Annotated in this window: 3 protein-coding genes; all 3 read left to right on the plus strand. The window is 33.6% G+C overall.

Features of this window, described 5'->3' with window-relative positions:
- The coding region (locus tag ACJROP_RS09095; protein ID WP_406535157.1) for a hypothetical protein at positions 1–981 on the plus strand (981 nt) is incomplete at its 5' end.
- A gap of 11 nt (positions 982–992) precedes the next feature.
- A complete protein-coding gene (locus tag ACJROP_RS09100; protein ID WP_406535158.1) occupies positions 993–1,259 on the plus strand; it encodes a transcriptional regulator in 267 nt (88 codons plus the stop codon).
- A 90-nt stretch (positions 1,260–1,349) separates the two neighbouring features.
- Positions 1,350–3,905, plus strand: a complete 2,556-nt coding sequence (locus tag ACJROP_RS09105; RefSeq protein ID WP_406535159.1) for an Eco57I restriction-modification methylase domain-containing protein — start codon at positions 1,350–1,352, stop codon at positions 3,903–3,905.
- The last annotated feature ends 67 nt before the right edge of the window (positions 3,906–3,972 follow it).

Raw genomic sequence — 3,972 nt, forward strand, 5'->3', positions numbered from 1 at the left:
ACTGGTGCGAAAGGCAGTAAAGGAGACAAAGGCGAGACTGGACCAGCTGGACCGCAAGGAGAACCTGGACCTAAGGGAGATACTGGAAACACAGGACCTAGTGGAGATACTGGACCGGCCGGCCCGACTGGGGATACTGGAGCTACTGGCGCTGGTCTTACTATTAAAGGTTCGTATAGCACTTACGAGGAACTGATTGAGGCACATCCGACCGGTAATGATGGAGACAGCTATTTGGTCAACGGCTCTCTTTATGTCTGGAACGGTGATGACTGGGAAAACGTAGGAAACATAAAAGGAGAAAAGGGAGATACAGGCGATACTGGAACTAGTGGATTTTCACCAACCGTTAATGTTGATCATGAACGTGGTGAAATAGTAATTATTTCACAGGACGGTAATGTGGTTATTTCATTCGATGAACTAAAAGGTGACACCGGTGCTAAGGGAGATACCGGTGCAACTGGTAAGGCATTTGAATATTCAGACTTTACGCCTGAACAATTAGATAGTCTTAAAGGTGCAACTGGAGATACTGGTGAACGGGGTGTTAAAGGTGATACCGGAGCCAAAGGAGACACAGGTGCAACAGGCAGTAAAGGCGATACCGGACCTAAAGGCGATACAGGTCAAGGTAGTGATGAGGAATCGGGATGGAAACTGCCTGTGGATAAGATACAAACCACAACAACATTGCCAACGGGCGTCAGTAAAGGTTATCGCGTAGCTATTTGCACAAGTTCTGTCATGGCAATTAAGGAGTATAACGGAAGTTCATGGGATACGGAATCACTTGATCCATATTCAGTAATACCATTAAAACATTCAGGAAGCATACAAATGTATTTGGCTAAATCAACGGGGCCAGTATACATGGGTGTTGAATATGGAATCTTCGGTAAATTCCGCTTCATGACACAGGCAGCATATGATGCGCTAAGTAGCTATGATGAGGATACAATTTATTTTGTAAGAAGTTAATAAGTGATAGTATGGAATTGTCGGATGAAATGTTAACTGAAATCAGCTATGTGAATATCTCAAAATATAGGACTAAAGTAATCAAGTCTTTGGAGGAAAGTCCTAAAATACCAAGTGTTATTGCAAGGGATTCTGGGATTAGGACAAATCATATTTCAAAAGTTCTTGGGGAATTAAAAGAGCATGAGCTGGTTGAATGCATTAATCCGGAAGTAAGAAAAGGTAGGTTGTATAGATTGACTGATAAAGGCAATATATTGGCTAAAAATTTAGAATAAAACTATCTTTTTTTCATGAAATCAAAGTCTATTTTTATTAACCATAATTTACATAACTAATATTATATATTGTGAGTATGGTGTTTCTAGATGATTGATTTTGAAACTAGTAAAAAGAAAATCGCAGAACTTGTTGAGGAGTTTAAGACCAATGAACACATATACAAGACAGCAGCTTATGATGAAGAAAATACAAAGATACATTTTATCAACAAATTCTTTATAGCTTTAGGTTGGGACGTAACGAATGAATTAGGTGCCTCACCGCAATTTAAGGATGTCGAATTTGAAGACACAGTAATTGTAGGTGGCAAACCTAAAGCTCCGGATTATTGCTTTAGAATTGGAGGAGCTAGAATATTTTTCGTTGAAGCCAAAAAACCGAGTGTAGATATTGAACATGATAGAAGATATGCATTTCAGCTAAAAAGATACACTTGGAGTGCCCACCTTCCTTTGGGAATTTTAACTGATTTTGAAGAGCATGCAATCTATGAACCAAAGTCTGCACCTAAAAAAACTCACAATACTACTGTTGACAGAATCAAATATTACCATTATACAGAATATGTTGAAAAATGGGAAGAAATTTATAATGTCTTTAGTAAAGAAGCAGTGATGACTGGAAAGTTTGACCAGTATGTTAAAAACATTGAAGGGGATAAAAAAGGAACAACAACTGTTGATTCAGAGTTTTTAAAAACTATTGAAGAGTGGAGATTGGAACTTGCAAGGAATATTGCTTTAAGAAACAAGAAATTAACAGTAGATGAACTGAACTTTGCAGTGCAATTGATAATTGATCGGATAATATTTTTAAGAATTGCAGAAGATCGTGGAATTGAACGATATGGTCAATTAAAGAAATTAACCGAATTGGCTAAAAATGAAAAAGGAAAATATCCTGTTTACAAAGCATTCATTGAATTGTGTAAAAAGGCCGATTTGAAATATAATAGTGGTTTGTTTCATTTTTCAGAAGAAGATGGTATTAGTCTAAGTGCAGACACTTTAACTCCTAGTTTAAAGGTTGATGACGGTAAACTGAAAAAGATAATTGACGGATTGTATTATCCAGATTGTCCTTATGAATTTTCAATGATTTCAACTGAGATACTTGGAAATATCTATGAACAATTTTTAGGTAAAGTTATTAGATTAACTGATGGTCACCAAGCTAAGGTTGAAGACAAGCCTGAAGTCAAAAAGGCAGGTGGTGTTTTCTATACTCCTCAATACATTGTTGAATATATTGTTGACAATACCATAGCTGAACTTCTTAAAGGAAAAACTCCAAATCAGGTTTCAAAATTGAGATTTGTAGATCCTGCTTGTGGTTCTGGAAGCTTTTTATTAGGCGCTTACCAAAAGTTATTGGATTGGCATCTTGATTATTATACTAGCTTGGAAAAACCTCCTAAAAATGCGATCTATATTGGTAGGGACGGAATTCCAAGATTAACAATCCAAGAAAAGAAAAGAATACTTGTAAATAACATTTATGGTGTAGATATTGACTCTCAAGCAGTCGAAGTTACCAAATTGAGCTTACTTTTAAAAGTGCTCGAAGATGAAAACAAAGATGTGCTAGAAGCTCAACAGAAATTAATCCAAGAAAGGGCATTACCCTATCTAGGAGACAATATACGATGTGGAAACAGTTTAATAGGTACAGACATATTGGATTCTAATGATTTGTCCCTAGAAGAACTTCATAATATTAATCCTTTTGATTGGGAAGAAGAGTTTCCAGAAGTATTTGAACATGGAGGTTTTGATGCAGTAATTGGTAATCCTCCATGGGGTGCTGCATTTTCAGATATTGAACTAGAATATTTGAAAGAAAAAAATAGTGAAATTGTTGTAAGAATGATTAATTCATTTTTATATTTCACTTATGAATTTTCAAAAAAACTTAATAAAAATGGATTATTTGGAATGATTGTACCTGATGTTATTTTATATCAATCAAGTTACTTATTACTTAGGCAATTTTTAATAAAAAATTTTCACATTTCTAAATTACTTAATATGGGGATGAATGTTTTTAAAGGAGTTAATCAACCTTCTGCAATTATAATTTTTAAAAATAAAGAAGAGTATAACTCAAAAATTATTGTAGGTAATTTTATTAATGTTTCAGAAAAAGCTCCTGCATTATTAGAAAAATCAAATTTTTCCACATATAATCAAAAATTATTGGATAAAATTCCTTCAAACATGTTTATAACAGACAATGTTGATAATTATTCTATTTTAGAAAAAATAGAGAATAAATCTGATTTAACTATTGAAGATATACTAGATGAAGATAAAATGCAAAGAGGTGCTTCACCCGATTATAAACAAGCTTTCATGATAAATGAAGAAACAAAATTAGAAAATAATTTGGAAGAGAGTCATGTAAAAAAAGCAGTATTTGGTGGTTTTCAAATCAAAAGACATTATATTGATTATGATGACACATATTTGATTTATACAACAAAAAAAGATAATTTTTCTGAAATCCCTAATATATGTTCTTACATTAAACAATTTAAGGATAATATTACTTGTAAAGAAGTTAAAACAAAAAAACATCCATTATACTCTCTTCATAGGCCTAGAAAAGAAAAAATATTCATAAAGGGTGTCCGCCAAAATTAAATTTTGGCAGATTTGTTTGATTTTTTTTAAAATATTGTTACATCGAGTTTTAATTGGTTTTTTATGG

Origin of the sequence: Methanobrevibacter sp. (assembly GCF_045220775.1) — an archaeon.
In the GTDB taxonomy this organism is placed as follows: domain Archaea; phylum Methanobacteriota; class Methanobacteria; order Methanobacteriales; family Methanobacteriaceae; genus Methanocatella.